Below are 16250 nucleotides of genomic sequence, written 5' to 3'. Positions count from 1 at the left end.
CGTGGGCTTCCGTAGGCGAGTAGTCCTGGCCACGCTCTGCCTGGTCACCGCCGTGATGATCGCGTTGGTCGTCGTCACGCAGGCGGTGCTGGAGCTCGCTGAGGGTCAGTCGAGCAGCCGCACGTCGGGTGAGGTGTTGTCCGTCAGTGCCGTGCTGGGGATCGCCGCGATCCTGTTGGTCGGGGCGGTCACCTGGCGGGTCGCGACGACCGCCGAGCACGAGGTCCGCGCGGCGCTGCTCGCGGAGCAGCGGCTCACCGCCGAGCTCGCCCACGAGCTGCGCACCCCGCTGACCGCGCTCCAGGGCTCCGCGGACCTGGCGCTGCTGCGGGGGATCAGCGACGCGGACCTCACCGAGGACCTGCGCGAGATCGCGGCCGCCGCGCGACGCCTCGGGTCGGTCATGGCCACGCTGCTGGACGACGCCGACCGGCCGCGCCCGGGGGCCGAGCGGGCCGAGACCGTCCTCCAGGCCCTCGCGCCGCTCGTGGACAACGCACTGCAGCACGCGTCCTCGACCGTCACGGTGACGGTCGAGGACGACGGGCCGGGCGTCGACGCAGGGGTGGACGTCTTCGCCGCGGGGGAGACCGCGCGCGCCGACGGACACGGGCTGGGGGTGCCCATCGCCCGCCGGCTCGCGCGGTCAGTCGGTGGCGAGGTCGAGCTCGCGGGGCGCAGCCGCTTCGTGCTCCGGGTGCCCCGCTGAGGGGTCGACCTCGTCGACGGGGCTGTCCGACTTCGTGATCGCGACGTAGCTGACCAGCAGCGCGAAGAGGACCAGTCCGACCGCGGTCACCGGACCGGTGCCCCAGCCGAGCCCGCCGTGCTGCGGGCGCACCGCCATGCCGTCAGCGATCGAGGCGCCGAGCGGCCGAGTCAGCGCGTAGGCGATCCAGAAGCAGACGACGCTGTCGGCGCCACGCTTCCAGGCCAGCAGCGGCAGCAGGATCAGCACGCCGAAGATCGCGATCGACCAGGCGAAGCCCAGGTGCAGGTTGGCGGCGGTCGTGTCGCCGAGCGCCGTGCCCAGCCCGAACGTCAGCAGCACCGTTCCCCAGTAGAACCGCTCGCGCCGCGGCGTGGTGATCGAGTGCACGGAGGACGTGCCCTCGGAGGTGCGCCACCAGGCCAGCAGGGCGACCAGCGCGCCGGCGTACAGCAGCGAGTCGAGCCAGTACGGCGAGCCCAGCGCCACGTGCGGACCGTCCGCGATCATGGTGCCGAAGACCGCGACCATGAGAACCGTCATCCAGTACCGGACCGGGTGGTAGGTGTCCGCCCGCAGCTGGAACCACAACGCGAGGAAGAAGCCCGCGACGCCGACGAGGCCGGCGATCACGACGCTCTTGGTGCCCATGAAGTCGGCGGCGGTCTCGCCGATGCCGGTGGTGAGGAGCTTGACCACCCAGAAGAGGGCGAAGACCTCCGGGACCTTGGCGTGGGGGAAACGTCGTGTCGTCATGGGGACGAGCGTGGGGGCGCGCGCCTGAATTCATCCTGACTGTCGCGACCGAAGCGCGCTGGAGACACTAGCGTGACGCGGGACACCGCCGCAGAAATGGACGTGGGCCTGACCGCATATCTGCTGGTCAAGCCCTCGTCTTGTACGCCATCAGGGACTCGAACGGGTCTGCAAAACGCATAGGGAACATTGAATTTGGCTAGCACGGGAGTCCTGGCTGCAAGGATGTTCCATCGTGGCTGGCAGGTATCCCAAGGCGTTCAAGGAAGACGTGATCCGGGTGACGCTGTAGCAGGCGTTGTGGCGCCATCAGACGCTCGGGTCGATGGGCCAGGTCGATTCGGCCGGCGACAAGGCGGCCATGGAGTCGTTCTTCGCGTTGCTGCAGAACAACATCCTCAACCGCCGTCGGTGGGAGACCCGCGAGGAGCCGCGGATCGCGATCGCGGCGTGGACCGAGCGGACCTACCACCGCCGCAGACGCCAAACCCGGCTCCGGCAATTGACCCCCGTGGAGTTCGAGCTCATCTGAGCAAGACCGCCGATCAGGCAGCGTAGAAATCAGTCCCCTGATCGTTCACCAGGCCCCGGCAGGAGCGCGCGGGCAGCGACTGGCTCGTCACAGGCCGAGGTCGCGGCTGGTGCTGCGGCTCAGTGCCTGGGCGGGTCGGACGTAGTGCTCGAGCAGGGTGGTGATCTGGCGGTGTCGGGTCTGGGCGGCGATGCGGTCCAGGGAGGCGCCGTTGCTGGCGGCGGTGGTGGCGTGGCCGGCCCGCAGCGAGTGGCCGCTGATCTGGAGGTGGCCGAGGCCGGCGTCGGCGGCGCGGCGCTGCAGGGCACGGCTGATGCCTGTGGGTGAGAGGGGCCGGTTCAGTGGAGCGCCGGATGAGGTGAGCTGCGGGAAGACCCAGCCGTGGCCGGTGCCGCGGCCGCGTCGGTCTGCGCGGCCGAAGCCGCCGAGGCCGCGCAGCCGGGTCCAGGTGGCGAGTGCGCCGATGGGGTCGGTCTGTGGGTGTGTGCCGTAGGCGACGCCGATGACCTGGCCGTGGCCGTAGGGGTCGGTCTTGGAGCGGCGGATGGTGACGAGGAGGCCGTCGGTCTCGGGGGTGAGGTCCTCGTAGCGAAGTGCGGCGAGTTCGCTGGAGCGCAGCGCGGAGGCATAGCCGAACAGGATCAGGGCCCGGTCCCGTGCCGGGGCGAGCTGGGTCGGGTCGAGGCCGGCGACGATGCGACGTACCTCCTCCATTGTGAGGGGGTGGGCCGGGCGGACGGCGGCGGTGCCGAGGGTGCGGCACAGGCCGCGTTGGATGCGTCGCAGGGTGGGGTCGTTCATCGGGTTGGGCAGGTCGGCGCAGCGGTGCTCGTAGGCGATGGCTGAGCAGGCGAGCCGGAGCGTGCCCCACCGGGCGCCGGCGGCTGCGCGCTCGGTGAGGTAGACGGCGATGGACTCCGGGGAGGCGGGCAGCGCCGGGATCCCGCGCTGGTCGCACCATCGTGTCCACTGGTGCCACACCGAGTTGTAGACCTTGCGGGTGGACGGCGCGACGTCGGCCTCGAGGGCGGCGGCGATCCGGGCGAGCTCGAGCGGGTCGAAGGTGAAGGCGGACGCCGCGGAGGCGGCGCGTGCTGCCTGCGGCAGGACGGGATCAGGGGTGGTCATCCCCGGTGGTAGCGGCGGCTCCACCAGCGTCGCGCTCCCCCGCCGTCCCCACGTCGTTCGGGTTCCCGGCTGGTCCACGGGTCGGGGCAAAAATCTGTGAATTTCTGCAAGGTTGGCATGCGGCGCCTTCCGGACGGGCTCCGCGGCACCTCCGAGGCCAGAAACAGAAACTGCTGGTCAGGTCCTGTATCCAGGACTTGACCAGCAGTTCTTCCTGTGGAGGTGAGGGGACTCGAACCCCTGACCCCCTGCATGCCATGCAGGTGCGCTACCAGCTGCGCCACACCCCCAGGTGGGTTGTCGTCCGGTCTCCCGGGCAACGACGAGAACTTTAGCGAACTCCCCCAGCAGATGTGAAATCGGGGTCCGGGGCGGACAGATTCCAGGCAGCGAGCCGCCAACGGGCACCTGAATCGACCGTCTCGTGCTCCAGCAGGGCCCATCCGCAGTTGACCGGATGGCGCAGCGCCTGGGCGGTCTCGGCGCTCCAGCCGAGCAGCGCGGAGACGCCCACCTTGATCGCGCCGCCGTGCGCGACGGCGACCGCGGTCTCCCCCGGCTCGATGCTCGCGGCGAGGTCGACCAGGGCGGCCGAGACGCGCGCGGCGAGCTGCTCGGACGTCTCCATGCCGGGCAGCGGGTCCCAGCGTCCGTCACGCAGGGCAGCGGCCTGCTCAGGGAAGCGCGCGGCGAACTCCTCATTGGTGAGCCCGGTCCGCTCCCCCAGCGCGAACTCGCGCAGCCGCTCGTCGTGCACGGGGTCGAGGCCGCTCTCCTTCCCGACGTACGCCGCGGTCTGGCGCGCGCGGGCGAGGTCGGAGGACCACAGGGCGACCGGGCGGTAGCGCGCGACCCAGGGGGCGGCCGCAGCCGCCTCCGCGTGGCCGGCGGCGTCGAGCTCGACGTCGGAGTGGCCCTGCGCGCGCCCCTCGGCGTTCCACGCGGTGCGGCCGTGGCGCAGCACCACGAGCCGCCTCACCGATCCGGAGGCGGCGCCGGGCATGTGCTGCGCGCTCATCAGCCGTCGATCAGCGATCAGGCGTCAGCGGGACCGTGCAGGTCCTTCGGCAGCTCGATGAGGGGGCTGTCGCGCCAGAGGCGCTCGAGCGCGTAGTACTCGCGCTCCTCCTCGTGCTGCACGTGGATCACGATGTCGCCGAAGTCGAGCAGGACCCAGCGGCCCTCCTTGTCGCCCTCGCGGCGGATCGGCTTGTGGCCGCCGTCCTCGCGGAGCTTGTCCTCGATCTCCTCGACGATCGCCTTGACCTGCGGCTCGTTCTTGCCGGTGGCCAGGAGGTAGGCGTCGGTGATGCCGACCGCCTCGCTGACGTCGTACGCGCGGATCTCGGACGCCTTCTTGTCGGCAGCGGCGCGCGCGGCGACGGTGAGCAGGCGGACGGACTCTTCGTGGGCGGTCATGCGGTGTCCCCTTCGGGGGTTGTGAGGTAGAGCCGGTGCTTGGCGACGTACTGCACGACGCCGTCCGGCACGAGGTACCAGATCGGCTCGCCGCGCTCGGTGCGCTCGCGGCAATCGGTCGAGGAGATCGCCAGGGCGGGGATCTCCACGATGGAGACCCGGTCGGACGGGATGTCGGCGATCATCGCCGGATCCATGTCGTAACCGGGCCGGGTGCACCCGACGAAGCGCGCCAGCTCGAAGAGCTCGGCGACGTCACGCCAGGTGAAGATGTTGGCCAGCGCGTCAGCGCCGGTGATGAAGTAGAGGTCCGCCTCGGGCATCTCCGCGGCCAGGTCGCGCAGCGTGTCGATCGTGTACGTCGGACCCTTGCGGTCGATGTCGACCCGCGACACCCGGAACCTCGGGTTGGCCGCCGTGGCGATCACCGTCATCAGGTAGCGGTGCTCGGCCGGGCTGACCTCGCGCCCGTGCTCGCGCGTCTTCTGCCACGGCGCTCCCGTGGGGACGAAGACGACCTCGTCGAGGTCGAACCACGCGAGGACCTCACTGGCCGCCACGAGGTGGCCATGGTGGATGGGGTCGAACGTGCCCCCCATGACCCCCACGCGGCGGCGCGGAGTCACGCGCTCAGCTGTGGTCGCGGCCGCCGCCGAAGGCGACGACGAGGAGCAGCGAGAGGAACAGGATGCCCAGGGCGGTGCCACCGATGTAGTACGGCGTGGCGCCGGCCGACTCCTCCGCCTTCTCAGCGGTGGCGGCCAGGACGAGGACGAGGGTGCTCAGCATGGCGGACACGATACCGGTCGGCCGCCGCTGCGTGTGTCACCGCCCGTGTGACGTCAGTGGCCCACCGAGGTCAGGTCGAGGAGCGAGGCGAAGCCGGCGAGGATCGCCCACGACTGCAGTGCACGGCCCACGAAGATCGCGCCGAAGAAGATCACCTGGTTCATCCGCAGCGCTCCGCCGAGCACGCCCATCACCAGGAGCGGGGGCACACCGATGAGCCCGGACGCGAAGGTCAGCCCGGCTGCTGCCAGCGGGTGGCCATTGACGACCTTCTCCCAGCGCTCGTAGCGGGTCTTGAACTTGGGAGTCTCGAGCCGCTTCTGCAGCCACGGCATGCTCATGCTCCGCAGCGACCCGTGGTACCAGACCACCTTGCCGGCGGCCTGGCCCGCGCCGGCCGCGATCGCGACCGGGATGATCGCCGAGTCCGGGATCAGCGTGGTGATGCCGACGAGGTAGACCTCGACGTTGAAGAGCGGGATCACCGAACCCAGGATCGAGTAGCCGAGCGTGCCCAGGATCGCCTTCACGGGTGCGGACGCTACCTCGTCGAAGGGTGACGTGTCAGCGAATGTGGCCGTCGCCGGTGACGACGTACTTGGTGGAGGTCATCTCGGGCAGCCCCATGGGCCCGCGGGCGTGCAGCTTCTGCGTGGAGATGCCGATCTCGGCGCCGAAGCCGAACTCGCCGCCGTCGGTGAACCGCGTCGACGCGTTGACCATCACGGCCGCGGAGTCGACGGCCGCGGCGAAGCGACGGGCCGCCCGCTGGTCCTCCGTGACGATCGCGTCGGTGTGGCCGCTGGAGTAGCGGCGGATGTGGCCGATGGCGTCCTCGAGGTCGCCGACGACGCGGGCGGAGATCTCGAGCGCGAGGTACTCCGTGCCGTAGTCGTCGTCGGTGGCCGCGGTGACGCCGTCGTACTCCTGGAAGCGGTCGTCCCCGTGGATCGTGACGCCGGCGCCCTGCAGCGCCTCGATGACCGTCGGCAGGAAGTCGTCGGCGATCGCCTCGTGGACGAGGAGCGACTCGGCGGAGTTGCAGACCGAGGTGCGGTGGGTCTTGGAGTTGAGGACGATCGCCAGGGCCTTGTCGAGATCGGCGGCCGCGTCGACGTAGACGTGGCAGATGCCGATGCCGGTCTCGATGACGGGGACGATCGACTCGGTGACGACGGCGTTGATCAGGCCGGCGCCGCCGCGCGGGATGAGCACGTCGACGAGGCCGCGCGCCTGCATGAGCGCCTTGACCGAGTCGTGGCTCTCCGCGGAGACGAGCTGGATCGCGTCGGCTGGCAGGCCTGCGCCGGCGACCGCGTCGCGCAGCACCTCCACGATCGCCGCGTTGGACGACGCCGCGGAGCCGGAGCCGCGCAGCAGCACCGCGTTGCCCGACTTCAGGCAGATGCCGGCGGCGTCGGCGGTGACGTTGGGGCGCGCCTCGTAGATCATCCCGACCACGCCGAACGGCACCCGCACCTGCCGCAGCTCGAGGCCGTTGGCCAGGGTGCTCCCCCGGACGACCTCCCCGACCGGGTCGGCCAGGCCGGCGACCATGCGGAGGCCGTCGGCCATGTCCGCGATGCGCTCCTCGCTCAGGCGGAGGCGGTCGATGATGTTGGGCGGGGTGCCCCCGGCCTCGGCGCGCGCGACGTCGTCGGCGTTGGCCTTGAGCACCTGCGGCGCCTCCGCGACCAGCGCGTCGGCCATCGCGAGCAGGGCCGCGTCCTTGGTGGCGCGGGTGGCGACGGCCAGCTCGTGGCTGGCCTCGCGGGCGCGGAGTGCTGCTGCCTGGACGTCCTGCTCGATGCTCACGGGAGAAATCCTACGGGCGCCGTCATCAGCCTTTCCGCCGCGTCCGTAGGGTGCAGGCATGCGCGTGCTGATCACCGGAGACAGCCACCTGGCACGGCCCGCCCGCGATGGCTGGTCGATCACGCCCGGGTCCACCTCGGTCGCCGTCGGCGGCGCCGTCGCGACCGACCTGCCCGGCCAGGTCGCCGGCCTCGACCCCGCGGCGTACGACGTGGTGGTGGTGTCGGTGGGCACCAACGACGCCGGCTGGCGTGCGGTGCCCCTGGCCGAGTTCACCGGCGGCATCGCCTGGCTGCTCGCATGGGCAGGCGCCACGCCCGTCGTGCTGATGACCAGCCCGGGCTGCCTCGACGCCCGTGTTGCGGGCTGGAGCAACGCCCGCCTGGCGGAGTACGCCGCAGCGGCAGCCTCCCTGGTCGAGGCGGCGGGTGGTCGGGTGCTCGACACCCCCGCGCTGCTGGCACCTCTCGGGCCCGCGGCGTTCGTGGAGGACGGCTTCCACCTCACCCCCGCGGCGTACGACGTGCTGCTGCCCGCCCTGGCGCGGGCCACCGACATTCCCTGACTCGGGTGTGGTGCGCGTACTAGGGTCATCAGCGTCGGTCGTCACCACCTCGGAGGCCCCCTTGCTGAACCCGCGCAGGTCGGCCGCGGCCGCCCTCCTCGCCACCACCGCGCTGCTCGCTGCGGCCTGCACCTCGGACGGGGGCAGCTCCTCCCGCTCGTCGGGCGGCGCGCTGCCCGACGACGGCTGCACGCAGGTCGTGGTCGCCACGTCGTCGGAGAAGGTCAACCTGATCCAGAAGCTCGGCGACGAGTTCAAGAAGTCGTCGCTCCACGACGGCCTGTCGACGTGCGCGACGATCACGCCGATCAACGTCTCCTCCGGCAACGGCGCCAAGATCCTCAGCGCCGACCCGGACAGCTGGCCGCTCGACGACAAGGCCTACTGGCCGACGATCTGGTCCCCCGCCTCGACGGTCTGGACCGACCGGGTCGAGGCCGCCGGCAACGACGGGGTGCGCGGCGCCACCTCCTTCGCCCGGACGCCGGTCGTGCTCGGCGTCCCGGCGTCGATGGCGCAGGCGCTGGGCTACCCGAAGAAGCCGGTCAGCCTCCAGGACATCGCGAAGCTCGTCGCCGACCCGCGTGGCTGGGCGAGCGTCGGCAAGCCGCTGTGGGGCACGTTCAAGATCGCCAAGACCAACCCCAACACCTCGACGACCGGCCTCTCCACGATCCTGATGCAGGCCTACGCCGCCAGCGGCAAGACCAAGGACCTGACGCCTGGTGACGTGGCGAGGGCGAAGGAGTTCTCGCGGACCTTCGAGTCCGGCGCGATCCACTACGGCGACACCACCGGCGCCGTGCTCAAGACGCTGTACGACGGCTCCCAGGGCAGCGGCGGGTCGGCGTACGTCTCGGCGGTGGCGCTCGAGGAGACCTCGCTCTTCAACTACAACAAGGGCAACCCCGACAGCCACACGGTGCAGCCGGGCGAGCAGCTGGTGCCGCCGCGCGAGAAGCTCGTCGCGGTCTACCCGTCGGGCGGATCGATGTGGTCCGACAACCCGGCGGTCGTTCTCGACGAGCCGTGGGTGACGGCCGACGAGAAGGCCGCGGGCGCGGCGTTCGTGAAGTTCCTGCAGACCCGCGAGGCCCAGGAGACGCTGCCGCACTACGGCTTCCGTCCGGTGATGTCCGGCGTCGACGTGAGCAAGGACCTCAACGGCAGCGTCGGCATCGACCCGTCGCAGCCGAAGATCACCCTGCCCAAGCCGTCGCCGAACGTCGTCTCGGCGGCGATCGACCAGTGGCTGCAGATCCGCAAGCCGTCGGCGGTCCTCGAGCTGATCGACGTCTCCGGCAGCATGGACACCAAGATCAGCGACGGTCGCACCCGCCTCGACGGGGCGATCGACGGCGCCACCAGCACCCTGTCGCACTTCCGCCCGACCGACGAGATCGGCGTGTGGGCGTTCACCACCGACGTCCAGAGCGCCCTGGGCAAGGACGTCGTGCCGGTGCACCCGTTCGGGCCGCTGGGCAGCGGGAGCGAGAAGCTCTCCGGCCAGATCTCCGACCTGTCCCACGCCCGTCGTGGCGGCACGCCGCTCTACGACGCGATCGACAAGGCCTACGACTACATGGTCAAGCGCGCCGAGCCGGGCCGGATCAACGCGATCGTCGTGCTCTCCGACGGCGAGGACACCGACTCGACCCGCAGCCTCGACTCCCTGCTGGTGAAGATCAACCAGTCCGCCAAGGAGGGCGCCGCCGCGACGCCGGTCCGGATCTTCACGATCGTCTACAGCGACGACGCCGACAAGTCGGTCCTGGCCCGCATCGCCCGGGCCTCGGGGGGCCAGTCCTTCGACGCCTCCGACGCGGCCCGCATCGACGCGGTCTTCGCCTCCGTCATCAACAACTTCTGACATGCGCCTGCCTGCCCTCCCCCTCACCAGCTCCGTCGACTACGTCGGCGACGCGAGCAACGGCCTGACCACCTCCGCGCTGTACGTCGACCCCGGCTCGAGCCTCTCGTCGTCCGGCGACGTGGAGTCTGCCGCCGCGGAGGACCACGTCGGCGTGGTCGTGCTGCCCGACCTCGCGACGCAGACCTTCAGCGCCTCGAGCCTCGCCTCGCAGGTGCTCGCGAGGTCCAGCGGCTACGACGCGGTGATCGTCGTCATCGACGGCTCGTCCGACTCCTACGGCGTCGCCGCCCACGACTCCGCGGAGGCCACCGCGCTCGCCACCGACCTCAACGGCCATGGCCACGACGACGGCGGGTCAGCCGTGCTGGCCACGCTCGAGGCACGTGACTGGCACACCGGCTCGGTCGCCTCGTCGTCGGGCGACGGCGGCGCCGGTGCCGGTGCCGGTGCCGGTGCCGGTGCCGGTGCCGGTGCCGGCACGGTCGTCGGTGTCGCGGGTGGCACGCTCGGCCTGCTCGCGGCGGCGGCGTTCGCTGCGCTCGTCGTACGCCGGATGCGGGCGGGTGGCACGCAGGCCCCGGCCCGCGACGTTCCGGAGGAGCTGCGCAACGTGCTGCTCCGCCTCGACGCGCTCCAGCGCAACCACGGCAGCGAGCTCTCCCCCGCGGTCTCCGCCCGGCTGCAGTCGATCCGCGCCAACATCGGCCAGCTCTTCCGCCGGATCCGCCGCACCGGCACCGAGCAGCAGGTCCGCATCGCGTCGATCGAGTACGTCGACGTGCTGACCAAGCTCGAGCGGGCGCTCGGCGACGACTACTACCTCGACATCCTGCGCAACCCGCGCCTGTGGGAGGACGCCGACCGGCGCCGCGCCGAGGTCGAGGAGGCGGTCCGGGCGACCGACGACCAGCTCGTCGCGAACATCCGGCAGGTCAACGCCAGCCAGGACCTCGAGTTCAAGGTCGCGCTCGAGTCGCTCGTCGGCTCGATGGACGCCACCGTCAAGGACATCTACACCCACCAGAACGACCCCACGCCGATCGAGCCCCCGAAGGACCAGCCGTCATGAGCAACCCCGCCTCGCCCACGCCTCCGGCCCTCCCGGGCGTCAGCTTCAAGGAGCTCCTCGGCGCTCCGGAGTCCAACCCCGAGCCGCCCTCGGTGCTGGAGTCGGCCCTCGAGAAGGTCACGCCCGAGGACGCCGCTGCGTCCGCGCCGGCCGAGGCGACGTTCCAGTTCCGCTCGCTGCTGACCGACGAGCAGCGCGCCGACCTCGAGCGCAACGCGCCCGGTGTCGCCGCGCAGATGGTCCAGGACTTCCAGGCGATCATCCGCTTCGGCGAGCCGGTGCTGACCAAGCTCAACGCCTCCAGCTCGCAGCTTCTCGAGGCGCAGCGCGACATCACGGTGCCGCCGGCCGAGGACATGGTCAACGACCTGCTCCGCGAGATGGACGGCTTCCAGAAGAAGTACCGCAACGAGAAGGTCGAGAACGCCGTCAAGAAGGTCGTCGACTTCCTCCGCGGGGCGTCGTACAGCCTGAAGACGCTGGTGCGCGAGGCGAAGCCGATCGCCGACAAGATCGACATCGCCGAGGCGAAGCTGAAGGAGATGGAGCTGCGGCTCGCCGACAACGTCACCCGCGGCCAGCAGCTCCACAAGAACATCACCGGCACCCTGCAGGACGTCGTCGCCGTGCTCGCCGCCCTCGAGCAGATCAACGACGTCGTACGCGCGGACTTCGCGGAGGCCGACACGGCGCTCAAGGGCGCCGAGGTGCTCGGCGACATGGGCAAGGTGACGTACAAGGACAAGACGATGACCGTCAACGAGCTGCGTGAGCTCCACGGCCAGCTCGCCACCGCCAGCAGCGAGATCGAGAAGACCTGGTTCGACTGGCGCCAGCAGTTCTTCCTCGGCTACGCGCAGGCGCCGTCGATCCGCAACCTGATCCTCGTCTCCGCGACCATGCAGCGGCGCTGCCAGGTCTTCCGCACGATGGGCCTCCCCTCGGCCCGTACGTCGCTGGCGATGTGGCAGCAGGCCGCGCTCGCCAAGGAAGGTGCCGAGATGGGCTCGGCCGTGCAGGCCGGTGTCAACGACCTGGTCAAGGGAGCCTTCGAGGCCACCGGCCAGGCGGTCACCGAGACCGCGAAGGCGTCGCAGACCCCGCTCATCGACGAGGACACGATCTGGTCGATCATCGACTCGATCAAGGTGCAGTGCGACGGACTGGTCGCCGCCGACAAGTGGGGCCGCGAGGTGCGGGCGCGCAACCTCAAGGCGCTCGAGCAGGGCGAGGGCACGATCCGTACGACGTTCACCGACTCGCGTCGGCAGCTCGTCGCGAACGCCGTCGCCGCCACCGCCCCCGGCGCCGTCGAGTCCGCTCCCCTGCCGGAGAAGGACATCCTCGGCTCCCTCGGCGTCGAGTCCTGAGGACGGACCCACTCCCTTCGCCGCCTCGGCGAAATGCAGGACGCCCCGGCCCCTCCGAGGAGGGCGCCGGGGCGTCGTGACGTCAGGGGCTGGTTCAGCCCTTGCGCGTCTTGATCTCGTTGGTCAGCGCCGGGAGGACGGTGTGCAGGTCACCCACGACACCGAAGTCGACGAGCTCGAAGATCGGCGCCTCCTCGTCCTTGTTGACCGCGACGATCGTCTTCGACGTCTGCATGCCGGCGCGGTGCTGGATCGCACCGGAGATGCCGTTGGCGACGTAGAGCTGGGGCGACACGACCTTGCCGGTCTGGCCGACCTGGAACGTGTGCGGCTTCCAGCCGGAGTCGACGGCGGCACGCGAGGCGCCGACAGCGGCACCGAGCTCGTCGGCCAGGGCCTCGACCGCGGTGAAGTCACCGCCGGTGCCACGACCACCGGAGACCACGATGGCGGCCTCGGTGAGCTCGGGACGACCGGTCGCCTGACGCGGCTGCGACGCGACGATGGTGGCGGACTTCGCGGCGTCGGAGATCGTCACCGCGGTGTCGACGACGGCGCCGGCACCGGCGACCTCCTCCGGGGCGGCAGCGTTGGGCTTGACCGTGATGATCGGGGTGCCCTTGGTGACCTTCGCCTGCACGGTGTAGTTGCCCGCGAAGACCGACTGCGTGGTCACGCCGTTGGCGTCGACGTCGACGGCGTCGGTGATGACACCCGACTCGAGCTTGATCGCCAGGCGAGCCGCGATCTCCTTGCCCTCGGCGGACGAGGAGATCAGGATCGCGCCCGGGTTGGCCTGGGCGGCGACCTGCTGCAGCACCTCGGCCTTGGGGGCGACGAGGTAGCCCTTGATCTCGGCGTCGTTGACGACGTAGACCTTCTCGGCACCGAACTTGGCCAGCGCCTCGACCGGGGCAGCGCCCGAGCCGATGAAGACGGCCGACGGCTCGCCGAGACGGCGCGCGATCGTGAGGAGCTCGTTGGTGGTCTTGCGGACAGCACCGTCGACGTGGTCGACGAGAACCAGAATCTCAGCCATGGTCAGACTCCTCAGATGAACTTCTTGGAAGCGAGGAAGTCGGCGAGCGCCTTGGCGCCCGAGCCGTCCTCGTCCTTGACGATCTCGCCGGCAGTGCGCGGCGGGCGGGCAGCGGTGTCCTCGACCTGGGTCCAGGCGACCGAGAGACCGACCTGGCCGGCGTCGACGCCGAGGTCGCCGAGCGACCAGGTGTCGAGCGGCTTCTTCTTGGCGGCCATGATGCCCTTGAACGACGGGTAGCGCGGCTCGCCGGTCTGGTCGGTGACCGAGAGGACGACCGGCAGGGTGGCGCCGATGACCTCGGTGGCGGCGTCGCCGTCACGCTTCGCGCGGATCTGGTCGCCCTGGGTCTCGACGACCGAGGCGAACGTGACCTGCGGCAGGCCCAGGCGCTCGGCCAGCGCGGCCGGGACGAGCGAGGTGCCCGCGTCGGTCGACGCCATGCCGGTGATGACGATGTCAGGCGAGCCGATCTTCTTGATCGCCTCGGCCAGCACCAGCGAGGTGGCCAGCGCGTCCGAGCCGGCGATCGCGTCGTCGACGATGTGGACGCCCTTGTCGGCACCCATCTGCAGCGCCTTGCGGACCGCGTCAGCAGCGCCCGCGGGACCGATGCAGAGCGCGGTCACCTCCGAGCCCTCGTTCTTCTCGGCCAGCTGGAGCGCCTGCTCCACGGCGTACTCGTCGAGCTCCGAGAGGAGGCCGTCGACCCCCACGCGGTCGACGGTGTTGTCGCTCTCGAACTTCCGGTCGGCCGTGGCGTCCGGCACGTGCTTCACACAGACAACAATGTTCATGGTGGTGTGGCCCGGGGGCCCCTCCTGTGCAGTCGGATTTGATCGTGATGTTACTGGCGAGTCATGGCGCCGCGGTACCGGCGTCCATCGTGCGATGCCTCACAGGCCGGCAGCGTCAGCCCCGGACCACGCGGTCGAGGATCCGGCCGAGCAGCAGCCAGAAGATGGCACCGATCCCCCAGTTGAACAGCGCGTTCTTGACGTCCGCGTTGTCACCGGTGAACTCCTTGATGCCGTTGTCGCGGCTGAAGACCCCGAGGTCGACCCAGCCGGCCACGTCACGCACGAACGACACGAGGCCGTTGGCGTCGTTGGCCGACAGCGCGAACGTGAGTGCTCCCAGCGCCAGGAACAGGGCGAAGACCACGCACAGGAACCAGAGCAGCTGGGCCGCACGGATGCGGATCTGCGGGAGCGTCATCGAGAGGCCCACAGGCCCTCCTCCTTCGTAGATGGAGCCGTCGTCGAACGGTAGCCGAGAGTACGCCGCGCAGCGGGCCGCGGCGCCGGGATTCAGCGCCCGGCGAACTCGGCCTTGCCCGGGCCGTGCTCGAGGAACGACGCCATGCCGGTCGTGCGGTCCTCGGTGGCGAAGACCGACGCGAACTGCTGCTGCTCGATCGAGAGGCCCGTGCCGAGGTCCACCTCGAGGCCACGGTCGATGCACTCCTTCGCAGCACGGATCGCGAGCGCCGCGGCCTTGGTGAACTGCGATGCCCAGGCCACGGCCTCGGCGTACACCTGGTCGGCGGGGACGACCTTGTCGACCAGGCCGATCGCGAGCGCCTCGTCGGCCTTGACGAACCGGCCCGTGAAGATGAGGTCCTTGGCCTTCGACGGGCCGATCAGGCGCGGGAGGCGCTGCGTGCCACCGGCGCCGGGGATGATGCCAAGCAGGACCTCGGGCTGGCCGAAGGTGGCGTTCTCGCCGGCGATGCGGATGTCGGCGGCCAGCGTCAGCTCGCAGCCGCCACCGAGCGCGTAGCCGGTGACGGCGGCGACCACGGGCTTGGGGATGCTCGCGATCGCGGTCGCGGCCTCGCTCACGCCGCGGGTCGCCTTCACCATGTCGGCGTAGGACATCTCCGCCATCTCGGCGACGTCGTTGCCGGCCGCGAAGAGCCGCTCGCCGCCCCAGACGACAACAGCGCGGACGTCGTCGCGCTCGGCCGCCTCGGCGCACGCGACCTTGAGCTCGGCCTGCACCTGGAGGCTGATCGCGTTCATCTTCGGGCGGTCCAGCCGGATCACACCGACGCCCGGCGCCTCGTCGGACACGGTCAGGTTCACGAACTCGCCCATCAGGCTGCACTCCTCATCGCTGGCGGGACGGCACACGCCGTCGTACGCCGGCATTCTGCCGTCCCTTCCCGGCGCTGGCCTACGGTGACCACGTGAGCACGATGACCGACCTCGACCAGCACGTCCGCACCCTGCGGCGAAACCCGTGCGGCGTCCTGCTCGCCGTCCAACTCCTCGGCCTGCTGGTCTACCCCTACCTCGGCGACCAGCCGATCGGTCGCGCGGTCTTCGGCCTCTTCGGCCTCGTGGTGCTGACTCTGGCAGTGCGCGCCGTGCGGCTGACGCCGGCGCTGACCTGGGTGGCGATCCTGCTCGGCATCCCGGTCGTGGCGCTCACCGTGCTCGAGGCGCTCCAGCCGGGCAACCACGTCGTGGTCGCCACCTCGGGGCTGGTGCATGCGGCGTTCTACGCCTACACGGCCTGGGCGTTGATCAGGTACATGTTCGGCGACGACGTCGTCACGACCGACGAGCTGTGGGCGACCGGCGCGACCTTCACCGTGGTGGCCTGGGCCTTCGCCTACCTGTACGTCGCCGTGCAGGTCTTCTGGCCGGGCTCGTTCATCGCAGCGGTCGACTCCGACTCGGCACGGACCTGGATGGACCTGCTCTTCCTGTCGGTGACGACGCTGACCAGCACGGGGCTGTCGGACATCGTGCCGGTCACGCCGCACGCGCGGTCGTTCGTCATGCTCGAGCAGATCGCCGGCATGCTCTACCTGGCGATGGTGGTCGCGCGGGTCACGGCGCTGACGCTGCGCCCCCGCCGGTAGCGGGCGTCAGGCCCAGGCGGCGAGGGCCGGGCGACGAGGGCCGGGCGACGAGGGCCGGGCGGCGAGGGCCGGGCGGCGAGGGTCAGACCAGGAAGAAGGCGACGGCGCTGACGGCAGTCAGGGCGCTACCGCCGGTGAGCAGGAAGCGACTGCGCGCCAGGCGCTGCTTCTTCCAGAGCCAGTGCTCTGCATGAATCTGGCGGTTGCGCAGGGAGACACCGACGCCGAGGGCAACGATGCCCGAGAGACCGAGCAGCACGAGAAGCGCTTCCATGGTCAGACCTTCCACTCAGTTCCCGAGAACGTGCTTGCAC

General features: G+C 70.7%; 19 protein-coding genes, 1 tRNA gene and 1 pseudogene. 7 read left to right on the top strand and 14 right to left on the bottom strand.

The genetic code is table 11. The annotated features are described in order from the left end of the window. The first annotated feature begins 1 nt into the window (after position 1). Positions 2 to 709 (top strand): sensor histidine kinase, encoded by a 708-nt coding sequence (locus IEX47_RS03660; protein WP_188782589.1) that lies wholly within the window; start codon positions 2 to 4, stop codon positions 707 to 709. Here IEX47_RS03660 and IEX47_RS03655 read toward each other — a convergent pair. Then, positions 647 to 1465 (bottom strand): COG4705 family protein, encoded by an 819-nt coding sequence (locus tag IEX47_RS03655; RefSeq protein ID WP_188782588.1) that lies wholly within the window; start codon positions 1463 to 1465, stop codon positions 647 to 649. The two genes, IEX47_RS03660 and IEX47_RS03655, sit on opposite strands and share 63 nt — an antisense overlap. Positions 1466 to 1784: 319 nt before the next feature. Between IEX47_RS03655 and IEX47_RS03650 the strand changes: the two are divergent. Then, positions 1785 to 1997 (top strand): annotated as a pseudogene (locus IEX47_RS03650) (IS3 family transposase); the annotation flags it as partial. A gap of 87 nt (positions 1998 to 2084) precedes the next feature. Here the strand turns inward: IEX47_RS03650 and IEX47_RS03645 are convergent. The 8 genes from IEX47_RS03645 to IEX47_RS03610 form a co-directional block, all read right to left on the bottom strand. Next, the gene (locus IEX47_RS03645; protein ID WP_188782587.1) at positions 2085 to 3125 is read right to left on the bottom strand and encodes a tyrosine-type recombinase/integrase; all 1041 of its coding nucleotides are present in this window, start codon (positions 3123 to 3125) and stop codon (positions 2085 to 2087) included. 217 nt (positions 3126 to 3342) lie between these two features. After that, positions 3343 to 3415 (bottom strand) — tRNA-Ala (locus IEX47_RS03640). A 41-nt stretch (positions 3416 to 3456) separates the two neighbouring features. Next, positions 3457 to 4143 (bottom strand): histidine phosphatase family protein, encoded by a 687-nt coding sequence (locus IEX47_RS03635; RefSeq protein WP_188782586.1) that lies wholly within the window; start codon positions 4141 to 4143, stop codon positions 3457 to 3459. Between the two features lie 17 nt (positions 4144 to 4160). After that, positions 4161 to 4544: a ribosome silencing factor gene (gene rsfS / locus IEX47_RS03630; RefSeq protein WP_188782585.1), complete on the bottom strand. Its 384-nt coding sequence runs from the start codon at positions 4542 to 4544 to the stop codon at positions 4161 to 4163. Beyond that, on the bottom strand, positions 4541 to 5170 hold the full coding sequence (gene nadD / locus IEX47_RS03625) for a nicotinate-nucleotide adenylyltransferase (RefSeq protein ID WP_268238934.1): 630 nt from the start codon (positions 5168 to 5170) through the stop codon (positions 4541 to 4543). The genes rsfS and nadD overlap by 4 nt, the downstream gene beginning before the upstream one ends. A 4-nt stretch (positions 5171 to 5174) precedes the next feature. Continuing rightward, the gene (locus IEX47_RS03620) at positions 5175 to 5333 is read right to left on the bottom strand and encodes a hypothetical protein (RefSeq protein WP_188782583.1); all 159 of its coding nucleotides are present in this window, start codon (positions 5331 to 5333) and stop codon (positions 5175 to 5177) included. Positions 5334 to 5386: 53 nt separating this feature from the next. Next, positions 5387 to 5863 carry a hypothetical protein gene (locus IEX47_RS03615; protein WP_188782582.1) on the bottom strand — a complete coding sequence of 159 codons (477 nt, stop codon included), beginning with the start codon at positions 5861 to 5863 and terminating at the stop codon, positions 5387 to 5389. Between the two features lie 34 nt (positions 5864 to 5897). Then, positions 5898 to 7148: a glutamate-5-semialdehyde dehydrogenase gene (locus tag IEX47_RS03610; RefSeq protein WP_229662592.1), complete on the bottom strand. Its 1251-nt coding sequence runs from the start codon at positions 7146 to 7148 to the stop codon at positions 5898 to 5900. Between the two features lie 58 nt (positions 7149 to 7206). On the opposite strand from IEX47_RS03610, the gene IEX47_RS03605 reads away from it, so the two are divergent. The 4 genes from IEX47_RS03605 (at position 7207) to IEX47_RS03590 (ending at position 12025) form a co-directional block, all read left to right on the top strand. Next, positions 7207 to 7713: an SGNH/GDSL hydrolase family protein gene (locus IEX47_RS03605; protein ID WP_188782580.1), complete on the top strand. Its 507-nt coding sequence runs from the start codon at positions 7207 to 7209 to the stop codon at positions 7711 to 7713. A 61-nt stretch (positions 7714 to 7774) separates the two neighbouring features. Continuing rightward, positions 7775 to 9583, top strand: a complete 1809-nt coding sequence (locus IEX47_RS03600) for a substrate-binding and vWA domain-containing protein (RefSeq protein ID WP_229662591.1) — start codon at positions 7775 to 7777, stop codon at positions 9581 to 9583. 1 nt (position 9584) lies between these two features. Beyond that, complete coding sequence (locus tag IEX47_RS03595; RefSeq protein WP_188782579.1) at positions 9585 to 10655, top strand: hypothetical protein; 1071 nt, start codon at positions 9585 to 9587, stop codon at positions 10653 to 10655. Further along, a complete protein-coding gene (locus IEX47_RS03590) occupies positions 10652 to 12025 on the top strand; it encodes a toxic anion resistance protein (protein WP_188782578.1) in 1374 nt (457 codons plus the stop codon). Before IEX47_RS03595 ends, IEX47_RS03590 begins: the two co-directional genes overlap by 4 nt. Before the next feature lie 94 nt (positions 12026 to 12119). Here the strand turns inward: IEX47_RS03590 and IEX47_RS03585 are convergent, their stop codons facing one another. The 4 genes from IEX47_RS03585 to IEX47_RS03570 form a co-directional block, all read right to left on the bottom strand. Next, positions 12120 to 13064, bottom strand: coding sequence for an electron transfer flavoprotein subunit alpha/FixB family protein (locus tag IEX47_RS03585; protein ID WP_188782577.1), 945 nt, complete (start codon positions 13062 to 13064; stop codon positions 12120 to 12122). A gap of 11 nt (positions 13065 to 13075) precedes the next feature. Further along, the gene (locus IEX47_RS03580) at positions 13076 to 13843 is read right to left on the bottom strand and encodes an electron transfer flavoprotein subunit beta/FixA family protein (RefSeq protein WP_229662590.1); all 768 of its coding nucleotides are present in this window, start codon (positions 13841 to 13843) and stop codon (positions 13076 to 13078) included. 133 nt (positions 13844 to 13976) lie between these two features. Further along, positions 13977 to 14294, bottom strand: a complete 318-nt coding sequence (locus IEX47_RS03575) for a hypothetical protein (protein WP_229662589.1) — start codon at positions 14292 to 14294, stop codon at positions 13977 to 13979. 80 nt (positions 14295 to 14374) lie between these two features. After that, positions 14375 to 15163, bottom strand: a complete 789-nt coding sequence (locus IEX47_RS03570; RefSeq protein WP_188782575.1) for an enoyl-CoA hydratase/isomerase family protein — start codon at positions 15161 to 15163, stop codon at positions 14375 to 14377. Between the two features lie 101 nt (positions 15164 to 15264). On the opposite strand from IEX47_RS03570, the gene IEX47_RS03565 reads away from it, so the two are divergent. Continuing rightward, positions 15265 to 15936, top strand: coding sequence for a potassium channel family protein (locus tag IEX47_RS03565; RefSeq protein ID WP_188782877.1), 672 nt, complete (start codon positions 15265 to 15267; stop codon positions 15934 to 15936). A gap of 82 nt (positions 15937 to 16018) precedes the next feature. On the opposite strand, the gene IEX47_RS03560 is transcribed toward IEX47_RS03565, so the two are convergent. Continuing rightward, positions 16019 to 16210, bottom strand: coding sequence for a hypothetical protein (locus IEX47_RS03560; protein WP_188782574.1), 192 nt, complete (start codon positions 16208 to 16210; stop codon positions 16019 to 16021). Between the last annotated feature and the right edge of the window lie 40 nt (positions 16211 to 16250).

Origin of the sequence: Nocardioides phosphati (assembly GCF_014646375.1) — a bacterium.
GTDB lineage: Bacteria > Actinomycetota > Actinomycetes > Propionibacteriales > Nocardioidaceae > Nocardioides > Nocardioides phosphati.
The sequence above is the reverse complement of the archived record's forward strand: the minus strand, read 5'-3'. Positions and strand labels throughout refer to the sequence as shown.